Raw genomic sequence first — 22351 nt, 5'->3', positions numbered from 1 at the left:
CGTAATCGCATCCGTCCGCGCCGTTCCCAGCCCGACCCACCCGCACCGCTCACCTGCATGAACGGATGACGGATGCAGGAGGGCTCGCCGTCCGCCCCTCGTGCATCCGTCGAAGGGTCATGCATCCGGAGGGGCGACCGGACCCGTCGGCTCCCGCGACCGACACTGATACCGTCGAAGGGCAGCCGCTTTCCGGGCAGGTCGAGCCTTCCGCTCCCACCGGGACAGAACTGTTCCTCGCTCGGATGCGGCCGCTGACCGATACATGACTGAAGAGTATGAGGACGATACGTGACGAGCAGAGAACGAGTAGCGATCATCGGCGCCGGCCCCTCGGGTATGGCGCAACTGCGGGCCTTCGAGTCCGCGGGCCGCGCGGGGGCGGACATCCCCGAACTGGTCTGCTTCGAGAAGCAGGCCGACTGGGGCGGACAGTGGAACTTCACCTGGCGCACCGGACTCGACGAGTTCGGCGAACCGGTGCACTCCAGCATGTACCGCAACCTGTGGTCGAACGGCCCGAAGGAGGCGCTGGAGTTCGCGGACTACAGCTTCGACGAGCACTTCGGCCGACCCATCTCCTCCTATCCACCGCGTCCCGTGCTGTGGGACTACATCGCCGGCCGCCTGGAGAAGAGCGACGTGCGCGACCTGATCCGTTTCCAGACGGTGGTGCGCTGGATCGAGTTCGACAGTGAGCGCGAGGTCTTCACGCTCACCAGCGAGAATCTGCCCACCGGTGAGTCGACCGTGGAGGAGTTCGACCGCGTCATCGTCGCCAGCGGGCACTTCTCCTTCCCGAACATGCCGGACTTCGCCGGTATCGAGACGTTCCCCGGCTACATCAGCCACGCCCACGACTTCCGCGGCGCCGAGGCGTTCGCCGACAAGGACGTGCTCGTGATCGGCGCGAGTTACTCGGCGGAGGACATCGGCAGCCAGGCGTTCAAGATGGGCGCCCGCTCGGTCACCGCGAGCTTCCGCTCGGCACCGATGGGTTACGACTGGCCCGACGGCATCGAGGAGCGCCCGGTCGTCGAGCGCTTCGAGGGCGACGTCGTGTTCTTCGCCGACGGCACGTCGAAGCGCGTGGATGCGGTGATCATGTGCACCGGATACCTGCACAAGTACCCGTTCCTGCCCGACGACCTGGCGCTGTCGTCGCCGAACAACGTCTACCCCGACGGCCTCTACCGGGGCGTGGTCTGGCAGGGCAATCCGCGTCTCACCTACCTCGGCGCGCAGGACCAGTGGTTCACGTTCAACATGTTCGACGTGCAGGCCTGGTACGTGCGCGACCTGATCCTCGGCCGCATCGCACTGCCGGATGAGGCCGAGCGTGCCGCATCCATCGCCGAGTGGCGCACGCGATTCGGGCAGATCGATTCGGCGGCCGCGGAGATCCGCTTCCAGGCGGACTACATCCGCGACCTGTTGGAGCTCACCGACTATCCGGAGTTCGACATCGATCGGGTCGTCGAGATCTTCCTGGCGTGGAAGCACGACAAGAAGGACGACATCATGGGCTACCGCGACCGCGTGTACGAGTCGGTCATGACCGGCACGCTCGCGGTCGTGCACCACACCCCGTGGCTCGAGGAGCTCGACGACTCCCTCGAGCGGTACCTCGATGTGGATCCGGACTCGGTCGAGACGGCTCGCATGGTCGGCGGCCTGCCGCGCGACGACGACCGGGAGGCGCTCGCCGCCGTCTGAGCCCGCATGAGCCGCACTCCGTCCCTCCCGCCCTCAGCGGTGTGAGGGACGGAGTCATCAGGGCGCGGCGTCAGAGCGCGAGGTCGGCGGGCGGCACGGTGGCGTCGGCCGTCGAGTCCGACACGGTCGCGCGGCGGCGACCGACCCAGACGACGAGCGCGGCGGCGCCGATGATGATCGCGGCGATCAGGAGCACGTAGAGCGCGACGGCTCCGTATCCGCCGGGCTGTGTGGGTTCGAGGAACGGATACGGGTACCAGTACGGCTTCCCCGTCGCCGGAGCGATCACCAGGTTCGCGCGGATCAGGGTGTAGATCACCCAGACGATCGGGAAGATCGCGGCGATGCCGACGGCTCCCCATCCGAGAGCTCGGCGACGCGGTGCGAAGAGGACGTCGGCCAGCATGATGATCGGGATGACGACGTGGAGCACCTCGTTGGACCAGCCGACGGTCGAGCCCTGCGGCAGCTCGATGCCGCGCAGCAGCAGGTTGTACACGACGCCCGTGACGATCATGTAGGTGCTCGCACACATCAGCAGGATCGCCAACCAGCGAGGTTCGGCCGTCGTCGTGCTGCGGCGCGCCAACCCCCAGATCCCGCCGCACGCGAGCGCGACCGCGGCCAGGACGTTCGACTCGATGGTGAAGAAGCTGAAGAAGTTCGCGATGACTGTGGGCAGGTGCGCGCCCCACTCGGTCGTCGCCGCCCCCGCGATCTCCAGGGAGCGGATGAGCTGCGCCACGATCGCGGCGACCGCGAGAACGGCTGCGGCGATGCGCAGGTAGGGCCACCAGGTCGTCGTCATGTTCGCCTCCGTCGGCAACTGTAGCGGCAGAAAACCATGGACCGCGGGACCGATATATCGATATCGTCGGACCGATCACGCAGGTGCGCGCATGGCGGAGGGGCATATGAGCGACAGCGGTAACGGCACGGTCGATGCGGGTGTGGTGAAGAAGGGGCGGTTCCGGCGAGCCGGACTCAGCATCCAGTCGAAACTCCTCATCATGCTGCTGGCGGTGAGCCTCGTGTCGTCCGTGATCGTGGGCGCCATCGGCTTCATCAACGGGCGTCAATCCCTGCACGACTCGGCGGTGGACCAGCTCATCACCATCCGCTCGATGCGGGCGGCCGAGATCACGACCGCGATCGAGAGCGTCCGTCGCGATGCCTCACTGAACTCCCGAAACCTCAGCGCGCAGAACATGTCGACGGCAGTGAACGCGGGCTTCGCCGATCTCGCCGACGTGGAGCTCGACGAGAGCGCGCAAGCGGAGCTCGAGGACTACTACACGGACGTCTTCATCCCCGAGCTCGAGGGGCGTTCCGGTGAGGAGTACGGCGACACGGCCTTCATCCCGGAATCCGATGCCGGGAAGTACGTGCAGTCGCAGTACGTCACGGGCAACCAGGACTTCGACGCCGACTACGACGCGCAGCTCGCACTCAACGACAGCGGCGACGGCACCAGCTACTCGGCCGCGACCGGACGGTACGGCGACTACTTCACGCGCCTGGTGCAGGAGGCCGGATACGAAGACGCCCTGCTGCTCAACGTCGACGGCGACGTCACCTACTCCGCGTACAAGGGGGTCGAGCTCGGCACGAATCTGTTGACCGGGCCCTACCGTGATTCGCTCCTGTCGAAGGCGTACTCCGAGGCGATCGCCACCAACTCCGTCAACACGGTCGTCCTCACCGACTTCGATCGGTGGATCCCCTCGCTCAACGTCCCCGGGATGTGGGTCGTCTCCCCGGTCGGAAACGACAACGGCATCACCGGGGCGATGGCGTTCCAGATCTCGATCGACACGATCAACGACGTGATGACCGGTAACGAGGACTGGAAAGCGCAGGGCCTTGGCGACACCGGCGAGGTGTATCTCGTCGGACGCGACGACCTCATGCGCAGCACCGCTCGCCGCCTCGTGGAAGACCCCGAGGACTATGTGAAGCGTCTGATCGCCGGAGGGATGGCGCCGACCATCGTCGACCGCATCGGCGCCATCAAGGGCACCGTCCTGCTGCAGCCCGTCGACACGAAGGCCGTGCAGGAGGCGCAGGCGGGCCGCAGCGGCACCATCGTCGGGCGCGACTTCGTCGGCGGCGAGAGCGTCACCGCCTACGCCCCGCTCGAGATCGAAGGTCTCGACTGGGTCGTGATCGCGCGGATCGACACCGCCGAGGCCTTCGAGCCGGTGAACGTCTTCACCCGCAACGTGCTGCTGTCGCTGCTCGGCATCATGCTCGGCGTCTCGCTGCTGTCGCTGCTGCTCGCGCAGGTGTTCACGCGGCCGATCCACCGGCTCGTCGGTGCCGTGCACAGGGTCGCGGAGGGCGACCTCGACGTGCAGGTGCCGCAGGGCTCTCGTGACGAGTTCGGCGACCTCGGCAGCGCCTTCAACGACATGGCCTCGAGCCTGCGCATCAAACAGGAGCTGATCGAGGAGCAGCAGAAGGAGAACGAGAAGCTGCTGCACACGCTCATGCCGGCGAGCGTCGCGACCAAGTACAAGCAGGGCGAGGAGGCGATCACCGAGGCGCACGAGAACGTGTCGGTCGTGTTCGCCGAGCTGGTCGGATTCGACGACCTCGCGCGCGACATGAGCGCGGAGGAGGAGATCGGCCTCCTGAACACGCTCATGCGCGGGTTCGACGAGGCCGCCGAGAAGGCGGGCGTCGAGAAGGTGCGCACCCTGCGCGGCGGCTACCTCGCCTCGTCGGGGTTGATCGTGCCCCGGGTCGACAACATCCGCCGCACGGTCGACTTCGCCCGCAATCTGGTCGGGGTGCTCGAGCGCTTCAATGCGCAGAACGGCACCCAGATCTCGCTGCGTGCCGGCGTCGACACCGGGACGGTCACGAGCGGCCTCGTCGCGCGGACCAGCCTCGCCTACGACCTGTGGGGTGACGCCGTGAACCTCGCCTACCGGGTGCGCTCGGTCAGCGGCGAGCCCGGCATCTACGTGAGTCAGACGGTGCGCGACCGCACCCAGGAGCTGGTCACCTACGTCGAAGCGGGGACGGTGGAGACGCAGGGCAGGACCGAGACCGTGTGGAAGGTGGTCTGATCATGGGCGACGTGTTCACGGGCGGCTGGGGCTGGTGGGTGCTCGCACTCGCCGTCGGAGTGCCCGTGGTCCTGGTCGTCCTCACCGAGTTGATCGGCGCGCTGACCCGTCGGGGCAACCCGGTCGCGAAGCCGCTGCGGATGCTGCGCAACTGGGTCATCCCGGTCGGCGCATTGTTCGCGCTGCTGATCTTCGCGATCCAGTCACCGGCGGATCAGGTGTGGACGCGCGTGGTGGCGACGGTGTTCGGGTTCCTCGTGATCCTGCTCGTGCTGTCGGCGTTCAACGTGGCCCTGTTCGCCAACGCGAAGCCGGGCTCGTGGCGCGAGCGCATCCCGTCGATCTTCGTGGAGATCGGGCGGCTCGTCCTGGTCGGCGTCGGACTCGCGCTGCTGTTCTCATGGGTGTGGGACGCCGACGTCGGCGGGCTCTTCACCGCTCTCGGCGTCGGCTCTATCGTGATCGGTCTCGCTCTGCAGAACGCAGTGGGCGGTGTCATCTCGGGTCTGCTGCTGCTGTTCGAGCAGCCGTTCAAGATCGGCGACTGGCTGGATGCCGCGGGGGTGCGGGGCCGGGTCGTCGAGGTCAACTGGCGTGCAGTGCACATCGACACGGGCTCCGGCATCCAGATCGTGCCGAACTCGTCCCTGTCGGGGGCCTCATTCACCAACCTCAGCGAGCCGGAGGGGCCGTACTCGGCCGAGACCTCGGTGACCTTCTCCACCGACGACCCGCCGCACGAGGTGATGGCGCTGCTCGTCGAGGTCGCCGACTCGCTGCCGATGCGGCTGCAGCGGCAGCGGGCGACGGTCGTGTACTCGGGAGCCGGTGCGTACTCCGTGTCGATTCCCGTCGCGGGTCCAGCCGATGCGTCTCGTGCGCTGTCGATGTACCTCTCCTGGCTCTGGTACGCCGCGCGACGCCGCAGTTTCGCTCTCGACGGCGACTCGACCGATCCGCTCGCCGAGCCGCAGCGCCTGGTCGAGGCGATGCAGGAGATCGCGCCGACCCTGCACCTGCGCGATGACGACATCGAGGCGATCCTCTCGGACTCCCGGCTGGAGCGCTACGGCGTCGGCGAGATCGTGCTGCCCAGTGGCGTCGTGCCGGACGAGGTGCGCGTGGTGCTGTCGGGTCGTGCGGTGCTCGCCCTCGAGGTCGACGACGGCCGGGTGGATTTCGCCGCTGCGGAGAAGGGCGATCTCATCGGGCAGACCGCCCTCACCCGTGAGCGCACGCAGGCGGTGACGGTGGCCGGGGAGATCCTGACCGTGGTCGTGCTGCCGCTCACCACGATCGATGCGCTGATCCGCACACGTCCGCGTCTGGCCGCCGAGATCGGGGAGTCGCTCGAACTCAAGCGGAGCCTGGCGGCCTCGCGGCTCGCGGAGCTCGGGATCGCGCGGGGAGTCATCACCGGGCGCTGAGCGGCGTCAGGCGCGTCGACGCCACCGCAGTCGGGTGATCAGCACGCCGAGCAGGCACAGCGCGCCGCCGAGGAACATGAGCGGCGTGGGCACCTCGCCGAGGATGGCCCACGACATCAGGATCGCGATGGCCGGGACCACATAGGTCGTCGCCGAGGTCTGCCCCGCGGTGCTGCGCTGCAGCACGTACGCCCAGGTCGTGAAGGCGACCGCGGTCGGGAAGATGCCGAGGTACACGACCCACAGCGTCGCATCCAGCGGGGCGGTCTGGAGCGATCCGATGAGGGGCCCGATCCAGGGCAGCAGCGCGATGGTGCCGACGCCCGCCCCGAGCCAGGTCAGGGTCGTCGGATCGACGCCCGAGGTGAGCAGGCGCTTCTGCACGAGCGTGCACCCGGCATACATGACCGCGGCGAGGAGGGCGAGCAGGAGGCCCGTGATGTCGGGGCCCGCGCTCGTGGACGAGTTCATGCCGATGAGCACGACGCCGAGGAAGGCGATCGGCGCCCCGATCACGAGCGGCTTCGGGAACCCCTCGCGCAGGAACAGGCCGCTGAAGACCACGACCATGAGGGGTGCGAGGTTGACGACCATCGCGGCGGTGCCCGCGTCGAGTGTGAGTTCCGCGCTGTTGAGGGCGAGGTTGTAGACGCAGAACCAGCCGACGCCCCACACCGCGATGAGCAGCCAGTGGCGACGAGCGGGAATGCGGATGCCGTGCCGTACCGCGATGATCGTCAGCACCAGCGTGCCCACCGCCATCCGCAGCAGGGCGAGGGCGCCCGGGTCGTAGTGCGGCCCTGCGCCCCGGATGCCGATGAACGCGGACGCCCAGAGCACCACGGTGACCAGCGCGGCGATGAGCACGAGCGGCCCCTGTGCCTTCGGTACTCCGGTATCGGTGCGGATCCCGGGGGCGCCGGATGTGGCTCGTGACATCCTCCGATCCTCGCAGGGGCATCCGACATCGGGCGAGCCGTCGGAGTGCCAACCGCCGTCGCTTTCCCGCCGGTCTGCAGGAAGGCGTCCGGAAGGGCGTAGGGGAACCCTTCGATAGGATGGGACCGCCCGAAGAGGGCCAGCTCATCGGCCGGTGCAAACCCGGCGAAAGCCAGGGGGATACCCATGCCAGGAATCGTTATCGTCGGCGTGCAGTGGGGCGACGAAGGAAAGGGCAAGGCCACCGATCTTCTCGGTGAGCGCACCGACTGGGTGGTGAAGTTCAACGGCGGCAACAACGCCGGGCACACCGTCGTCGTCGGCGACGAGAAGTACGCCCTGCACCTGTTGCCCTCCGGCATCCTCTCTCCCGGCGTGACGCCCGTGATCGGCAACGGCGTGGTCGTCGACCTCGAGGTGCTGTTCTTCGAGCTCGAGGCGCTCTCCGCCCGTGGCATCGACGTGTCGCGGCTCAAGGTCAGCGCCAACGCGCACATCATCACGCAGTACCACCGCACGCTCGACAAGGTCACCGAGCGCTTCCTCGGCAAGCGCATGATCGGCACGACCGGGCGCGGCATCGGTCCGGCCTACGCCGACAAGATCAACCGCGTCGGCATCCGGGTGCAGGATCTGTTCGACGAGAACATCCTGCGTCAGAAGGTCGAGGGCGCACTCGACCAGAAGAACCACCTGCTGGTGAAGATCTTCAACCGTCGCGCGATCACCGCCGACGAGGTCGTCGAAGACCTGCTCTCCTACGCCGAGCGGCTGCGGCCGATGGTCGCCGACACCGGCTACCTGATCGCCCAGGCGCTCGACCGCGGCGAGGTCGTCGTGTTCGAGGGCGGCCAGGCCACCATGCTCGACATCGACCACGGCACCTACCCGTTCGTAACCTCCTCTTCGGCCACGGCCGGAGGCGCGGCGACCGGCGCGGGCGTCGGCCCCGGTGCGCTCGACCGCATCGTGGGCATCGTCAAGGCGTACACGACCCGCGTCGGCTCGGGCCCGTTCCCGACCGAGCTGTTCGACGAGCAGGGCGAGTGGCTGCGCAAGCAGGGCTTCGAGTTCGGCACCACCACCGGCCGTCCGCGCCGGGTCGGCTGGTACGACGCACCCATCACCCGCTACGCGACGCGCATCAACGGCATCACCGACCTCGTGCTCACCAAGCTCGACATCCTCACCGGTCTCGAGCAGATCCCGGTGTGCGTGGCCTACGACGTCGACGGTGAGCGGTTCGACGAGGTGCCGGTCAACCAGACCGACTTCCACCACGCGAAGCCGATCCTGGAGTACTTCCCCGGCTGGAGCGAGGACATCTCGGTCGCACGCACCTTCGAGGACCTGCCGAAGAACGCACAGGACTACGTGCTGGCGCTCGAGAAGATGAGCAACACCCGCATCTCGGTGATCGGGGTCGGCCCCGAGCGCGACCAGGTCGTCGTCCGCCACGGCCTGCTCGACTGACCCGGCGCTCCATGACGAGGTTCTGGCTCGGCGGCTACGGCCCCGGTATGGACGGTCAGGCCGAGGGCATCGGCCTGCTCGCGGGGGATGAGGGCCGTGAGGCCAGCACACTCGCCTACCGCGGTGCCGTGACCGAGACGCCGTCGCCGTCGTGGCTCGCGCAGCATCCGTCCCTCGATGTCGTCTACGCGGCGCTCGAGGGGGACGCGGCCGTGCAGGCGTTCGTCCGCACCGGTGAGGGGGTGCTCGCTCCGCTGGGCGCGCCCGCGGCGGTCGGACAGTACGTGTGTCACGTGGCGGTCGCCCCGAACGGCTCGGCGCTGGTCGCCAGCTGCTACGGCGACGGCCGCGTGGTGCGGTTCGACCTCGACGAGGAAGGCCGCATCCTGCCTCCGAAGCCGGATGCCGCCGCAGCTCTCCGCGCGGCCCTGTTCGGCGACGACGTGGACCCGGATGCTCCGGCCGCGACCCCTCCCGGAGACGGCATCGCGGCGATCGATCCATACGCGGTCGGCGGCGACCGCGTCTCGCACGCGCACGCCGCGGTGTTCCTGCCCGACGGCCGCATCGCGACGACCGACCTCGGATTCGACCTCGTGCGGTTCTGGCGGCAGAGCGGCACCGGTCTGACCCTCGATCACGAGGTCGTGCTGCCCCTCGGTACCGGACCTCGGCACATGGTCATGCACCCCAGCGGGCACCTGCACGTGGTGACGGAGTACTCGTGCGAGGTGTTCACGCTCGCCCGCGCGGCGAACGGCACCTGGAGTGTCGTGTCGGTGACCATGGCGAGCCCGATCGCGGAGGTGGGCGCGGACTTCCCGGCCGAGCTCGCCCGCACTCGCGACGGGCACTTCCTCTACACGGCCCTGCGCGGCAGCAACACCATCGCGGCGCTGCGGGTGCGCGGCGGAGGTGAGGCCCTCGAGTCGGTCGCGCTCGCCGATGCGGGAGTGGACTGGCCGCGCCACCACCTGGTGCACGAGGGCAAGCTGCTCGTCGCCGGACAGCGCTCCGACACGATCACGCTGCTCGACCTCGACGAGCGCACGGGCGCGCCCCTCGGCATCCGTCATGAGGCGCAGGTCCCGACGCCGACGCACTTCCTGCCGGTGCGCTGAAGCCCCGCGGTCGCACTCGCGAAACCCGCGCTTGACCTCGACCTCACTTGAGGTTCTAGCGTCGTCTCCATGACCACAGAGACCGGGCAGACGCCCGCGCCGGCCGCCCCCGCACCGCGCATCCTGAACAGCGAGTACGTCTGGATCACCATCGGCGCGTGCGCGCTCGTGTTCCTCGGGGCGTTCGAGTCCCTGGCCGTCACCACCGTGATGCCGACGGTGAGCGCCGATCTCGGCGGTGAGCGGCTGTACGCACTCGCATTCGCCGGCCCCCTCGCCACCGGGGTCATCGGCATGGTGATCGCGGGGAACTGGGCCGATCGTCGTGGCCCGGTGGCCCCGCTCTACACGGCCGTCGCGATGTTCGTGTTCGGGCTGCTCGTCGCGGGCCTTGCGCCGAGCATGGAGGTCCTCGTGGCGGGCAGGTTCGCGCAGGGTCTCGGCAGTGGAGGGCTCATGGTCGCGCTCTACGTCGTGGTCGCCCGCGTGTACCCGCAGGTGCTGCACCCGGCGATCTTCGCCGGCTTCGCGGCCGCGTGGGTCATCCCTTCCCTCATCGGTCCGACGGTGGCGGGAGCGGTGACCGAGCTCTGGAGCTGGCACTGGGTCTTCCTCGGCGTCGTCATCCTCGTGCTCGTGGCGCTGCTGATGGTCGTCCCCGCCCTGCGCGGGCTCGCGAACGACGGCGATGCGTCGACGCCCTGGGCTTTCGGGAGGCTCGGCTGGTCGGTGCTGGCCGCCGTCGCCGTGCTCGCGTTGAACCTGGTCGGCGACATCCCCGGGGTCGGCCCGGTGCTGGCACTCCTCGCCGTGGTCGTCGCCCTGATCGCGGTGCGTCCACTGGTCCCGCGCGGCACCCTTCGCGCCCGGCGCGGGCTGCCCTCGGTCATCCTCGTCCGCGGGGTGGCGGCCGCCGCGTTCTTCGGCGCACAGGTCTACCTGCCCTATCTGCTGACCGATCGCTATGAGCTCTCGCCGACGCTCGCGGGGCTCTCCCTCACCGGCGGCGCGCTCGCCTGGTCTCTCGCCGCGACGGTGCAGGGGCGGATGGGCGTGCGGCTCTCGAGCGTCACGGCCGTGCGGCTGGGGACGATCCTCGTGCTGGCCGGCATCCTGCTGATCGTCGCGACCGCCGGCCTCGGCTGGAACGCCCTGATGGTCGCGGTCGCCTGGGTCGTCGCGGGGATGGGCATGGGCTTGATGAGCCCCAGGACCAGTGCCCTGACCCTCGCGATGTCGACACCCGCGGACCAGGGCTTCAACAGCGGCGCCATGACCGTCGCCGATTCGTTCGGCAGCGCCATGGCCCTGGCCATCACCGGGACCCTGTTCACGGCGCTCGCGGCCACCGACCCGTTCCTGGGGGTGTTCGTGCTGGCGGCCGTCGTCGCCTTCGCGGCGGCGGTCCTCGCTCCGCGGATCCGGGTCGAGGGCGCCGGAGAAGCGGGCGCGGCCGCATGAGCGTGGATGCGGGAGTCACCGAAGAGAAGGAGAGGGAGACCATGCGAGCCATCGTGCAGCGCGAGTTCGGAGAATCCGACGTCCTGAGGATCGAGGAGACGCCGTTGCCGATCCCCGGCGAGGGGGAGGTGCGCGTGCGCGTCGCAGCCGCGGGTGTGCATGCCGTCGATCTCGACATCCGGCGCGATGCTGCCCCGCCCTCGATGCCGCGGCCGACACTTCCGATGACGCCGGGACGCGAGATCGCCGGCGTCGTTGATGCCGTGGGTGCCGGTGTCGATGCGGCCCTCGTCGGAGAGCGAGTCGTCGCCCACGTCGGGTTCCGCAGCGGCGGATACGCCGAGTTCGCGCTGGCGGCGGCATCGGCGGTGCACCGCATCGCCGATGGGGCGACGTTCTCGCAGGCGGTCGCGACGATCGGAACCGGCCGAACAGCCCAGCTCGTGTGGGACGCGGCGCAGATCCGCTCGACGGATGTCGTCGTGATCCCCGGAGCGTCGGGAGGTCTCGGCAGTCAGCTCGTCCAGCTCGCCTTGTCGGAAGGGGCCACGGTCGTCGCCCTCCACGGAGGATCGGCGAAGCGCGATGTGGTCGAGGGGCTCGCACTCGGCGAGAAGCATGCGCGCGGCCGGCTGGTGCCGCTCGACGCGAACGACGAGTCGTGGCCCGAGCTCATGGCCGAGCAGCTTGACGGAAGGCAACCGTCGGTACTCGTCGACGGTGTCGGCGGCGCCACCGCCCGAACAGCCTTGGAGAGTCTCGGACGAGGAGGGCGCGTCGTGATCATCGGCTGGTCGAGCGGAGAGATCCTCCGCCTCGACACGGATGACATCGTGCGCGGCTCGCTCACGGTCACCGTTCCGCTCGGGCGTCCCGTGGCGGATCTGCGCGTGCTCGAGACGGCAGCGCTCGCCGCGCTGTCCGAAGGGCGCACCTCTCCGCCTGTCGACGAATATCGGCTCGAGGACGCCGGGGTCGCGCACGATGCCATCGCGCAGCGCCGCCAGCGGGGGAAGATCGTGCTCGTGCCCTGAAGTCGGTGATTTGCGCGCGCGGCGGCGCATCCGTACTCTGATGAACGGTGTTCAGGTGAACACCGTTCAGGAAGGATGTGCGATGACCGACGCCCCCCGTGACACCAGCGCGACCCTCGGCCGCGTGGCCGTGTTCGCCGCCCTCATCATCGTGCTCGGCACGGTCGTCGTGCCGCTGCCGGGCGGGGTGCCGATCACGGGGCAGACGCTCGGGGTCATGCTCGCCGGCCTCGTGCTCGGACCGCGCGTCGCACCGTGGTCGATCGCCGTCGTGCTGGCGCTCGCCGCGGTAGGGCTCCCGGTGCTGGCGGGTGGCCGCGGTGGTCTCGGCGTCTTCGTCGGTCCGACCGTGGGCTACATGATCGGCTGGATCGCCGGCGTCGTCGTGATCGGACTCCTCATGCGCACCGGACGCTTCACGTGGTGGCGCGCGGCGGTGGCGGCCCTGGTCGGAGGAGTACTCGTCGTGTACGCGTTCGGCATCCCGGTGCAGGCGTTCGTCACCGGCGTCCCGCTCGACCTCACCGCGCTCTCGAGCCTCGCGTTCCTCCCTGGAGATCTGATCAAGGTGACCGCGGCCACCCTCGTCGTGGTCGCCCTGCGTCGCGCCTACCCCCGCGCCTTCGCCGACAGTCGTCCGGTGCCGCGGCCCGTCGCCGCCTGACGCGCCCACCGCGGCATCCGCTCCGCTCCGGTCCATCTGTCGGACCGATGCACGGATGTCGGACGACACGCCGGGTATCCGTCCGACATCCGTGCATCGGTCCGACAAGTGAACCCGCCGACCCCGTCTGCCCCGTCGGCACCATCGGCCCGGCACCCGTCGTGCCCGCCAGCCGGTCCTCGGGCTCGCCCGCCACGCCGACGGGAACAAGTCACCCGTGACTCGGCGTTGCTCTTGAGCGAGACTGGGCGACGGAACCGACGACCCGGGCGACGAGAGGTGCGACGCATGACTGCTGCGGAGATGACCGACGAATACGACCTGATCGTCCTGGGCGGAGGACCCGTCGGCGAGAACGTCGCCGACCGCGCCGTGCAGGGCGGGCTCACCGCGATCATCGTGGAGAGCGAACTCGTCGGAGGGGAGTGCTCGTACTGGGCGTGCATGCCGTCGAAGGCGCTGCTGCGTTCGGCCCAGGCCCTCCGCGCGGCGCAGCACGTGGCCGGCGCCTCTCAGGCGGTCACCGGAAAGCTCGACGTGCGCGCCGTCTTCGACCGCCGCGACTCGTTCACCAGCAACTGGTCCGACGACGGGCAGGTGAAGTGGCTCGATTCGGCGGGCATCGACCTCGCCCGCGGCCACGGCAGGCTCACGGGCGAGCGTGAGGTGACGGTGACGGATGCCGATGGCGCCGAGCGCGTGCTCCGGGCCCGGCACGCGGTCGCGATCAGCACCGGATCGGACGCCGTCATCCCGCCCATCGACGGACTCCGCGAGGCCTCCCCGTGGACGAGCCGCGAGGCGACCAGCGCCGAGGAGCTGCCGGAGAGCCTGGCCGTGATCGGCGGAGGAGTGGTCGCGGTGGAGATGGCGACCGCGTACGCCGCGCTCGGCTCGACCGTGACCGTGATCGCCCGGAGCGGCCTGCTCGGCGGGATGGAGCCTTTCGCGGGCGAGCGGGTGGTCGCGGGGCTGAAGGAACTCGGCGTCGACGTGCGCACCGGAACCGGGACCACGTCGGTCCGCCGCGGGCCCGATGGCGTCACCATCACGCTCGACGGCGGCGAGGAGATCACCGCGACCGAGGTGCTCGCCGCGACAGGGCGCGCGCCGCGCAGTGGAGACATCGGCCTCGACGTCGTCGGCCTCGAACCGGGGCGCTGGATCAAGACGGATGACACGCTGCGGGTTCCCGGCTCCGACTGGCTGTACGCGGTCGGCGACGTGAACGGACGCGTGCTGCTCACGCACCAGGGCAAGTATCAGGCGCGGGCCGCCGGTGACGTGATCGTCGCCCGCGCGAAGGGTGCCGACATCGACGATGCACCGTGGGGCCGCCACGTCGCCACCGCGGATGAGGCCGCCGTCCCGCAGGTCACGTTCTCGATCCCCGAGGTCGCCTCGGTCGGACTCACCGAGGCCGCTGCGCGCGAGGCGGGGAAAGAGGTGAAGGTCGTCGACTACGACCTGGGCTGGGTCGCCGGCGCGAGCCTCTACGAAGACGGCTTCGAGGGCCAGGCTCGCCTCGTGATCGACACCGAGCGCGACGTCGTGCTCGGTGCCACGTTCGTCGGTCCCGAGGTGGCGGAGCTCGTGCACGCCGCGACGGTGGCGATCGTGGGCGAGGTTCCGATCGCCCGTCTGTGGCACGCGGTGCCGTCGTACCCGACCGTGAGCGAGATCTGGCTGCGGCTGCTGGAGGGCTACGGACGCGATTCCGCCTGATCCGCACGGCGGCAATCCGTTCGGGGAAGGGCGCCGAACAGCATCCGGGATTGTTTCTCACATTGACGGCCCGCGCGCAACCCGTCGGACCGATGTCCCCACCGTCTTATACGCTCGAACCCACATCCGAGGAGGCAGGACCATGAAGGCTGTACTCGCAGGAACCGTCATCGCCGAGGCCGACGAGAGCGAGCTCGTCCGCATCGAGGGGAACTGGTACTTCCCACCCGCATCCGTCGCGCCCGGCGCGCTCGTCGAGAGCCCCACGCCGTACACCTGTCCGTGGAAGGGCGCCGCGCAGTACTACTCGGTGCAGACCGAGGGCGAGCTCCACACCGACTACGCCTGGTCGTATCCGAACCCCTACCCCTCGGCGTTCGAGCGTGTGGGCACGGACTTCTCGGGATACGTGGCCTTCGACCCCCGCGTCGAGGTCGGACCGTAGCCCCACCTGCCTTCGCATCGATCGACCGACTGGAGACCAGCCCATGATCGAGTTCCGCAACGTCACGAAGCGGTTCCCCGACGGCACCCTCGCCGTCGACGACTTCAGCCTGGTGCTGCCGTCGCGCAAGACCACCGTGTTCGTCGGCTCGTCCGGCTGTGGCAAGACCACCCTGCTCCGGATGATCAACCGGATGGTCGAGCCCACCTCCGGCGACGTCGAGATCGACGGCGAGAGTGTGCTGGTCGGCGACCCGGTCGCGCTGCGTCGGCGCATCGGCTACGTCATGCAGAACTCCGGCCTCATGCCGCACTTCACGGTCATCGACAACGTGGCCACCGTCCTGCGGCTGACCGGGGTGAAGCGAGCCGCGGCCCACCAGCGAGCGCGGGAACTGCTCGACACGGTCGGCCTCGACCGGGCGCTCGCCGAGCGCTACCCGAGCCAGCTCTCCGGTGGTCAGCAGCAGCGCGTCGGTGTGGCCCGCGGACTCGCAGCCGACCCGAACATCCTGCTGATGGACGAGCCCTTCGGTGCGGTCGACCCCATCGTGCGGGCCGACCTGCAGCAGGAGACCATCCGCCTGCAGCACGAGCTCGACAAGACGGTCGTGTTCGTCACGCACGACATCGACGAGGCGTTCCTGCTCGGTGACCAGGTCGTCATCCTCGACAAGGGCGCGCGCATCGTGCAGGTGGGCAGCCCGAGCGAGATCATCGAGAACCCGGCCGACGACTTCGTGGCGGCCTTCATCGGCGCCGATCGCGGCAAGCGGGCGCTGCACCTCAAGCAGACGCCGCGCGGCACCGTGGTGGTCGATTCCGACGGTCGCACCCAGGGCGCGATCGTCGACGTGCCGGATGCCGTGACCGACGCTCTGCTGAGCGAAGAGAGCGTGACGAAGGGCGCTCCGTGAACTGGGTCGTCGACAATCTCGGCCTCATCCTCGAGCTGACCGCGATCCATCTGCAGCAGAGCGCGATCGCGATCGTGCTCGGTTTCGTCCTGTCGCTGCCGCTCGGGTGGCTCGCCTGGCGCTATCAGCTGGTGAAAGGGCCCGTCATCGTCCTCACCGGGCTGCTCTACACGATCCCCTCGCTGGCGCTGCTGATCCTCCTGCCGTCCGTCGCGGGCTACCCCGCCCGCAGCCCGATCAACCTCATCATCGGCCTGACCATCTACGCGGTCGCGATCCTGGTTCGTGCGGTCTCCGATGGACTCGACTCGGTCGACCCCGCGATCAGGCAGTCCGCCACCGCGATGGGCTACGGCGGGTTCCGGCGGTTCTGGACGGTCGACTTCCCGCTCGCCGGCCCCGTGGTCCTCGCCGGGCTCCGGGTGGCCGCTGTCAGCACCATCTCCCTCGCCACCGTCGGCATCCTGGTCGGCGTCACCAACCTCGGCTACCTGTTCGAGAACGGCCTGCAGCGCCGCATCCTCGCCGAGGTGTTCGCCGGCGTCGTCGCGGTCGTCGTGATCGCGCTCGTGATCGACCTGCTGCTCCTGCTGTTGGGCCGCGCCCTGATGCCGTGGACCCGCGCGGCGAAGACGCCGTCGGCCGCTCGTCGAGCCGTGAGCATGGGGGCGGCCGCATGAACGTGTTCACAGACGCCCTCGCCTGGCTCTTCTCCCCCGACCGGTGGGAGGGGACGTATGCGCTGCCGGTCCTGTTCGGCCAGCACATGTACTACACGCTCATCTCGGTGGTGATCGCCGCGGTCATCGCCGTTCCGATCGGCTGGCTCATCGGGCACACCGGGCGCGGACGGGAGGTCGCCGTCGCGGTCTCCGGTGCGGCGCGTGCGATCCCGTCGTTCGGACTCCTGGTGCTGCTCGTGCTGCTGCTCGGCGTGCTCCGCATCCCCGAAGCCGCGATCATCACGTTCGTACTGCTCGCGATCCCCTCGCTCCTCGCGGGTGCCTACACGGGCCTCGAGGCCATCGACCGGCGGGTGCTCGACTCGGCGCGCTCCATGGGGATGACCGAATGGCAGGTGTTCTGGAAGGTCGAGGTGCCCCTCGGTCTGCCGCTCCTCGTCGGCGGCATCCGCTCCGCGCTCCTCCAGGTGATCGCCACCGTGACGATCGCCGCCTACGTGAACCTCGGTGGTCTCGGCTGGCCGATCATCCAGGGCATCCCGCTGCGCAAGTTCGATCAGGTGCTCGGCGGGGCGATCCTCGTCGCCGTCCTCGCGCTGGCCGTCGACCTGATCTTCGCGCTCCTCCAGCACGCCGCCGTCCCCGCGGGCGTGCGAGCCGCACCGCGGAAGCGCCGCTCGCGCACCGCCCTCAAGGCCGCGGCCGCAGCGCCCGCCTGACATCGACCCACAGCATCCATCCCGTTGTCCCAGAGAAGAGGAAGTCCCATGTTCACAGCACGAAAGTCACGACTCGCCCTCGCCGGTGGCGTCTCGCTCGCCGCGGCGCTCGTCCTCGCCGGCTGCACCAGCAGCAACCCGCTCGACGCTCCCACCGATGACGCAGGCTCCGGCGACGAGACCATCGTCATCGGCTCGCAGGCGTACTACTCGAACGAGATCATCGCCGAGATCTACTCGCAGGCGCTCGAGGGTGCCGGCTTCACGGTCGACGAGCAGTTCAACATCGGTCAGCGCGACGCGTACATGCCCGATGTCGAGTCCGGCGCGATCGACGTCTTCCCGGAGTACACCGGCAACCTGCTCGAGTATCTCGACAAGGATGCGACCGCAACCAGCCCGGACGACGTCTACGAGGCGCTCAAGGAGGCGCTGCCCGACGGTCTGACCGCGCTCGACTACGCCGAGGCTTCGGATCAGGACACGTACACCGTGCTGAAGAGCTTCGCGGACGAGAACGGTCTCACCTCGATCTCCGACCTCTCCAAGGTCACCACGCCCGTGACCATCGGCGCCGCGCCGGAGTTCGAGCAGCGCCCCTACGGCCCGGCCGCGGCCAAGGAGGTCTACGGTGTCGACCTCGGGTTCTCGGCGACGGGCCCGACCACGCTCGAGTCGCTGCTCGCCGGCGAGATCCAGGTCGCCGACATCTACTCGGCGGACCCGGCGTTCCAGACGGAGGACATCGTGGCGCTCGAAGACCCGGAGAACATCATCCTGGCCTCGAACGTCGTGCCGATCGTCTCGGACGACCTGCCCGATGGGGCCGCCGACGTGATCAACGCGATCAGCGCGAAGCTCACGGCCGACGAGCTCGTCGCCCTGAACGTGCAGAGCACGGTCGACCAGAAGTCGGCATCCGACATCGCCAAGAAGTGGCTGGCGGACAACGACCTCTGAGTCGCTGAGACAGAAGCGCCCGGCCCCGTGAGGGGTCGGGCGCTTCTTCGTCTCGGGCGGTCAGATCCTGGCGTCCTGTTTCGGCACCAGCACCTGTTTGATGATGATGAGGATGGATGCCGTGACCGGCACAGCCACGAGCGCGCCGAGCAGCCCCAGCAGGGTGCCACCTGCGAGGGCACCGATCACCACGAGCGAACCGGGGACCGAGACCGCCCGGTTCATCACGCGCGGAGTGATCACGTAGGCCTCGATCTGCATGTAGACGAGGTAGATCGCAGCGAAGACGAGCGCGGCGATCGGATTGCTGAAGAGGGCCAGGCAGGTGCCGAGGATCCAGAACAGCACGGAACCGACCAGCGGGATGAGGGTGACGCAGAACGCGATCGCCGCCATCAGGGGCGGGAACGGCAGGCCGAGGAAGAAGTAGAGCAGGAACGCCAGCGTCGCATTGCAGAACGCGAGCACGACCATGCCCATCACGTAGCCGCCGACCGAGTCGGTGATCTGGTCGGTGATGTCGCCGGCTCGAGCGCGATCGCGGGCCGGGGCGAGACGCAGCATCCCCTGCTTCATGGCGGGGAGGGAGGCGAGGAAGTACAGCGTCAGAACGAGAACGATGATGGCGCCGGAGATGCCGGTCGCGATCGAGGCGCCGACCGCCAAGGCGCCGCCGCCGATCGTCGCCAGGTTGCCGAAGTCGGTCAGGAACGACTGCACCTCGGCCACGAGGTCCTGGAACTGGTCTCCGAACTGGGCTTCGAGCGTCGCGTAGACGTCACTGCCGGTGAAGTCCTTGATCATGCCGGGCACGGAGCGCACGAAACTCGCGATTTGATCGATCACGACCGGGAGGATCATCCACAGCACGAGGGCCACGACGACGATGAGGCTCAGGATCACGACGACGACCGACAGCACCCGCGAGACGCCCCGCCTCTCCAGGAACCGGACGGCGGGGTCGAGGCCGAGCGCGCCGAAGAGCGCGAGGGCGATGTAGATGAGCACGGTCGACAGGCTCGTGAGAGCGAGGCCGATCACGATCGCGCCGAGGCCGCCGAGGGTCACGAGGAAGCCGAACACGAAGGGGCGGTCGATGCGCGTCCAGAAGGAGCGACTCGGTGTCATCGGCTCGATCACGACCGGGCGGGCGATGGCGGGGGCGGCTGACGAGACCTCGGATGCCGGCGCGGTTCGGCGGCGGGAGGACGCAGGAGTCGTGGTGTCGCTCGCGACCGCCTCGTCGTTCACAGCGGGACTCGGTGCGGCGCCGTCGAGGGGCGCGGAGGCGGGCGACTCTTCGTTGCTCATGTGCTCACGATAGCGGTGCGGCAGGTCGAAATCCGGGTGTTCCGCGGCTCTAGAGTAGGGGCATGACCGCCGCCGAGGACCCGAAGGCCGAACTGCTCCGACTTCGCGCCACCATCGACAACATCGACGCTGCACTGATCTTCATGCTGGCCGAGCGCTTCCGCGCGACCCAGCAGGTCGGGCACCTGAAGGCCGATCACGAGATGCCGGCGTCCGACCCGAATCGGGAGGAGCAGCAGGTCGCGCGACTGCGGGCTCTGGCCGAGGAGGCCCACCTCGATCCGGAGTTCGCGGAGAAGTGGTTCAACTTCGTTGTGGCCGAGGTGATCCGCCACCACACCGAAGCGGCCGAGGGCCGCTGAAGGAGGTGCCGGACGGGCGACGGTGTGTGCAGCACTCGCCCGTCCGGAGCTTGAGGTTCATTGACCAACTAAGTTCAATGAATAAACTTAGGGAGAGACTACGGATCGCGCCACGATCTGTCAACAGCTCGCCACCGACGGGCTCGGAAACGGGAACACATGCTCAACGCGGATGACACCCTCGACACCCAGGCATCGGTACGACGCGCGAACCTGCGCCGCGCCCTGCAGCTCGTCTTCCGCAATCCGGGCACCCAGACGCGGGCGGGCATCGCGAGGTCGACCGGGCTGACCGCGGCCACCGCGTCGTCCCTGGTCGCCGAGCTCATCGAGGATCGACTGATCGTCGAGGGGGAGCAAGCCGCGAGCACAGGCGGCAAACGCGCGACCACCCTCAGCGTCGATGCGAGCCATCACCTGATCCTCGTCCTGGTGATCCAGCCGCTCCACGCGCAGATCGCCCTCGTCGCGCTCGACGGGACGGAGCTCGAGACGCGGCGGGTGGGCTACAGCATCGAGGAGCGCGACCGCTCGCTCGACGAGGCGCTGACCACCGTCGCCGGCGAGTTCGGCGGGAGACTGCTCGCCGCGGGGGTGCAGCTCCCGGGGACGACGGACGGTCGCTCGGTGCTGGAGAGCGTGCAGTTGAAGTGGGAGGGAGTGCCCCTCGCTGAGCGGTTCGAGCGGATTCTCGACGCACCCGTGCTCCTCATCAACGACGTCGACGCGGAGGCGATCGCGGAAGCAGGGATGGAGGAGTCGCCCAGTGGGTACCGGCTCTTCATCCACCTCGGGGGCGGTGTCGGTGCGGCCGTGACGCTGAACGGCGAGCTCGCGCCCGGCCCCCGCGACCGCGCGGGAGAGATCGGCCACGTGCAGGTGGTGTTCGGCGATGCCGCTCGCCTCTGCCGCTGCGGTCAGCGCGGCTGCTTGGAGTCCGCGGCCGCCCTGGGCGCGATGTTGGGCGATGACTTCTCCGACGCGATGGACGCCTCCGAGATCAGGGCGCTCGCGGCGACAGCCGACGAGGAGCAGCTCGACGAGGGTGCTCGTGCGCTCGCCAGGGCGGTCAAGCTCATCGGCGCGCTCCTCGACCCGACCGAGGTCGTGATCGGCGGACCGGCCACCGAGCTCGGACCGCGCTTCCTCGATCGGGTGCGCCGCGAGACCGAGTACCCCGCCCGCGGTACGACGCAGGTGCCGGTCCGCTACGCCGACCCGCGGGTGTCACTCGCCGCCGGTGCCGCGCAGGTCGCCCTGACTTCGGCGCTCGGTGTGCGCTGGAACCCGCAGCAGTTGCGCGCAGCATCCGCCTCTGCAGCATCCACTTCCGCCGCATCCACTCCCCGCCCCTGACCCGCCAGCGCCCGGCCTGAAGGAGTTCTCCCGTTCTGAAGGACGGAATCGAGCATCCGGTCCTTCATTCCCTGAGATCTCCTTCGGAACGTGCGGCGGATGCGCGGGTGGGTGTCGCCCGACGGGTGCTCAGCCGCCGAACTCGCCGATCAGGATCAGCGGGCTGTGATTCGTGTTGCAGGTGTCGCTGATCGGATCGATCAGGCTCGTGTCCTGCAGCAGTGCTCCAGGCGTGTGGCCGTCGCCCTGCACCCAGGAGAGCAGGGCGGTGAACGGGTCGGACATGGTCGTCTCCGAGGCGCCCGCGAGCGTCTCGAGGTCGACGATCGCCGCGTCGACCCGCCGCGTCCACTCCACCTGATCGAACGCCTGGTACTCCGTGTACCCGATGTCGGCGTTCGAGAACGCGCTGTAGATGTCGGAGAAGGCATCGCACTCGGTCGTGATCGCCTCGTCGCGGAGGAACTCCGCGGTGGAGAAGTGCGGAGTCGCCGTCCAGGCGACATCCTCGGGAGTCCACACGAACAGCTTCGGCGCCGTCTGTTCGGTGACCGGCCACGTCAGCGACGTGATGCCGTCGCACGTGCCGCGGAGTGCAGCCTCTCCGGCCGCCATCGGGTCGCCCACTTCGAGGTGGAAGTTCAGGCCGCCCTCGCACTCGAAGTCGATCGTCACCGACCGCGCATGATCGGGGAGCGGGAAGTCGACGCCGGGGTATGGCTCGGTCGGCCCCGTGCCCGTGATCACCGGTCCGGTCGTGCTCACCTGCGCGACGGTCTCGCCCGTCGCCGTCGCCGTCGCCGTCGGTGTGGGGTCGGCCTCGGGCTCCGCCGCGGTGCATCCCGCCAGCATCACCACGAGGGCGGCGAATGCGGCGGCGGCGCCGAGCGCAGGGCGTGGATGGGGCATGGGACTCCTTCGTCGCGTCTCAGAGAGGTGTCTACCATCCTGCCCCGGCCCCCGCC

General features: G+C 69.2%; 20 protein-coding genes. 16 read left to right on the top strand and 4 right to left on the bottom strand.

What is annotated here, in order from left to right; genetic code table 11:
* Nucleotides 1-291: 291 nt before the first annotated feature.
* Nucleotides 292-1716, top strand: coding sequence for an NAD(P)-binding domain-containing protein (locus CQ034_RS13345; RefSeq protein ID WP_258134208.1), 1425 nt, complete (start codon nt 292-294; stop codon nt 1714-1716).
* A 70-nt stretch (nt 1717-1786) separates the two neighbouring features.
* Here CQ034_RS13345 and CQ034_RS13340 read toward each other — a convergent pair whose 3' ends face one another.
* The gene (locus CQ034_RS13340) at nt 1787-2524 is read right to left on the bottom strand and encodes a Pr6Pr family membrane protein (RefSeq protein WP_105711414.1); all 738 of its coding nucleotides are present in this window, start codon (nt 2522-2524) and stop codon (nt 1787-1789) included.
* A 106-nt stretch (nt 2525-2630) separates the two neighbouring features.
* Here CQ034_RS13340 and CQ034_RS13335 point away from each other — a divergent pair, with 106 nt between their 5' ends.
* Together CQ034_RS13335 and CQ034_RS13330 are read left to right on the top strand one after the other, a co-directional pair.
* Complete coding sequence (locus tag CQ034_RS13335; RefSeq protein WP_146114843.1) at nt 2631-4790, top strand: adenylate/guanylate cyclase domain-containing protein; 2160 nt, start codon at nt 2631-2633, stop codon at nt 4788-4790.
* A gap of 2 nt (nt 4791-4792) precedes the next feature.
* The gene (locus CQ034_RS13330) at nt 4793-6217 is read left to right on the top strand and encodes a mechanosensitive ion channel domain-containing protein (RefSeq protein ID WP_105711412.1); all 1425 of its coding nucleotides are present in this window, start codon (nt 4793-4795) and stop codon (nt 6215-6217) included.
* Between the two features lie 6 nt (nt 6218-6223).
* Here the strand turns inward: CQ034_RS13330 and CQ034_RS13325 are convergent, their stop codons facing one another.
* Nucleotides 6224-7156: a DMT family transporter gene (locus tag CQ034_RS13325; RefSeq protein WP_105711411.1), complete on the bottom strand. Its 933-nt coding sequence runs from the start codon at nt 7154-7156 to the stop codon at nt 6224-6226.
* Between the two features lie 186 nt (nt 7157-7342).
* Between CQ034_RS13325 and CQ034_RS13320 the strand changes: the two genes are divergently transcribed.
* From CQ034_RS13320 to CQ034_RS13270, 11 genes are all read left to right on the top strand, one after another.
* The gene (locus CQ034_RS13320; protein WP_105711410.1) at nt 7343-8629 is read left to right on the top strand and encodes an adenylosuccinate synthase; all 1287 of its coding nucleotides are present in this window, start codon (nt 7343-7345) and stop codon (nt 8627-8629) included.
* Between the two features lie 11 nt (nt 8630-8640).
* On the top strand, nt 8641-9750 hold the full coding sequence (locus CQ034_RS13315; protein ID WP_105711409.1) for a beta-propeller fold lactonase family protein: 1110 nt from the start codon (nt 8641-8643) through the stop codon (nt 9748-9750).
* Between the two features lie 69 nt (nt 9751-9819).
* Complete coding sequence (locus tag CQ034_RS13310; protein ID WP_105711408.1) at nt 9820-11211, top strand: MFS transporter; 1392 nt, start codon at nt 9820-9822, stop codon at nt 11209-11211.
* Nucleotides 11212-11252: 41 nt separating this feature from the next.
* Entirely contained in the window at nt 11253-12245 is a 993-nt protein-coding gene (locus CQ034_RS13305) for an alcohol dehydrogenase catalytic domain-containing protein (RefSeq protein ID WP_105711487.1), read from the top strand.
* A gap of 82 nt (nt 12246-12327) precedes the next feature.
* Nucleotides 12328-12909 (top strand): biotin transporter BioY, encoded by a 582-nt coding sequence (locus CQ034_RS13300; protein WP_105711407.1) that lies wholly within the window; start codon nt 12328-12330, stop codon nt 12907-12909.
* Between the two features lie 288 nt (nt 12910-13197).
* The gene (locus tag CQ034_RS13295; protein ID WP_258134207.1) at nt 13198-14634 is read left to right on the top strand and encodes an NAD(P)/FAD-dependent oxidoreductase; all 1437 of its coding nucleotides are present in this window, start codon (nt 13198-13200) and stop codon (nt 14632-14634) included.
* Nucleotides 14635-14776: 142 nt separating this feature from the next.
* On the top strand, nt 14777-15079 hold the full coding sequence (locus CQ034_RS13290) for a DUF427 domain-containing protein (RefSeq protein WP_029263232.1): 303 nt from the start codon (nt 14777-14779) through the stop codon (nt 15077-15079).
* A 43-nt stretch (nt 15080-15122) separates the two neighbouring features.
* Complete coding sequence (locus tag CQ034_RS13285; RefSeq protein WP_105711406.1) at nt 15123-15995, top strand: ABC transporter ATP-binding protein; 873 nt, start codon at nt 15123-15125, stop codon at nt 15993-15995.
* A complete protein-coding gene (locus CQ034_RS13280) occupies nt 15992-16675 on the top strand; it encodes an ABC transporter permease (protein WP_029263230.1) in 684 nt (227 codons plus the stop codon). The genes CQ034_RS13285 and CQ034_RS13280 overlap by 4 nt, the downstream gene beginning before the upstream one ends.
* Complete coding sequence (locus tag CQ034_RS13275; RefSeq protein ID WP_029263229.1) at nt 16672-17397, top strand: ABC transporter permease; 726 nt, start codon at nt 16672-16674, stop codon at nt 17395-17397. Before CQ034_RS13280 ends, CQ034_RS13275 begins: the two co-directional genes overlap by 4 nt.
* A gap of 48 nt (nt 17398-17445) precedes the next feature.
* On the top strand, nt 17446-18357 hold the full coding sequence (locus CQ034_RS13270; protein WP_105711405.1) for an ABC transporter substrate-binding protein: 912 nt from the start codon (nt 17446-17448) through the stop codon (nt 18355-18357).
* Nucleotides 18358-18417: 60 nt separating this feature from the next.
* Here CQ034_RS13270 and CQ034_RS13265 read toward each other — a convergent pair whose 3' ends face one another.
* A complete protein-coding gene (locus CQ034_RS13265) occupies nt 18418-19668 on the bottom strand; it encodes an AI-2E family transporter (protein WP_105711404.1) in 1251 nt (416 codons plus the stop codon).
* A gap of 62 nt (nt 19669-19730) precedes the next feature.
* Between CQ034_RS13265 and CQ034_RS13260 the strand changes: the two genes are divergently transcribed.
* Both CQ034_RS13260 and CQ034_RS13255 read left to right on the top strand, forming a co-directional pair.
* Nucleotides 19731-20030 carry a chorismate mutase gene (locus CQ034_RS13260; protein WP_029263226.1) on the top strand — a complete coding sequence of 100 codons (300 nt, stop codon included), beginning with the start codon at nt 19731-19733 and terminating at the stop codon, nt 20028-20030.
* Between the two features lie 159 nt (nt 20031-20189).
* On the top strand, nt 20190-21386 hold the full coding sequence (locus CQ034_RS13255; protein ID WP_105711403.1) for an ROK family protein: 1197 nt from the start codon (nt 20190-20192) through the stop codon (nt 21384-21386).
* Between the two features lie 129 nt (nt 21387-21515).
* On the opposite strand, the gene CQ034_RS13250 is transcribed toward CQ034_RS13255, so the two are convergent.
* A complete protein-coding gene (locus CQ034_RS13250) occupies nt 21516-22295 on the bottom strand; it encodes a hypothetical protein (protein ID WP_105711402.1) in 780 nt (259 codons plus the stop codon).
* Between the last annotated feature and the right edge of the window lie 56 nt (nt 22296-22351).

It is taken from the genome of Microbacterium sp. MYb45 (assembly GCF_002979655.1).
Taxonomy (GTDB): domain Bacteria; phylum Actinomycetota; class Actinomycetes; order Actinomycetales; family Microbacteriaceae; genus Microbacterium.
Note: the sequence above shows the minus strand (reverse complement) of the source record. Positions and strands in the feature narration are given on the sequence as shown.